Genomic DNA, 537 nt, shown 5'->3' on the forward strand with positions numbered 1-537 from the left:
TACGTCAGTGGCTCAAAGAGCAGCAAGCTGAGAGTGTTAAATACCCCGACGTTGCACAAGCCATCGTGAATTGGGTTTTACAAGGGGCGTGGGATTCGCAAGAAGAACTCTCCAAACAGTTGTGGGAGCAGGTGGATTTTCCGAGCTATGTATCCAATATCTAAGTTTGTTTGCTCGGATTGTTTGTGGCAAACACATAATAACTATTAACTACCTATTATTACGTTCCTACCAACATTCCTACATGGTACTTGATGCAGCTTTTCGATTTCGAAGGGCTGCATTTTTATTCCATCTCGTTCATTTCTATTCATTGTTTAATTGCAGATTATTTGACTGATACGCGCAAATTTACGCCAAAGACATAGGCTGTGTTTTTTGGTCTGTTGGTTATTGATAGGTGGGGTAAATGTGTTTCGATGTTTGTTCTTAGTCTTATCAATTTGCTAAATACATACTCAAAGAGTGTGGTTTTAGTTGTTTTATAGTTTTTTATATTTTTCTCAATTAGTTGATTTTAAAGGACTAAATACCTAA

At 37.2% G+C, this 537-nt stretch carries 1 pseudogene; it reads left to right on the plus strand.

Features of this window, described 5'->3' with window-relative positions:
- Positions 1-164, plus strand: a pseudogene (locus R8N47_RS27870) (glycosyltransferase); the annotation flags it as partial.
- Positions 165-537 lie beyond the last annotated feature (373 nt).

The sequence above is a fragment of the Vibrio sp. 2132-1 genome (assembly GCF_033344315.1).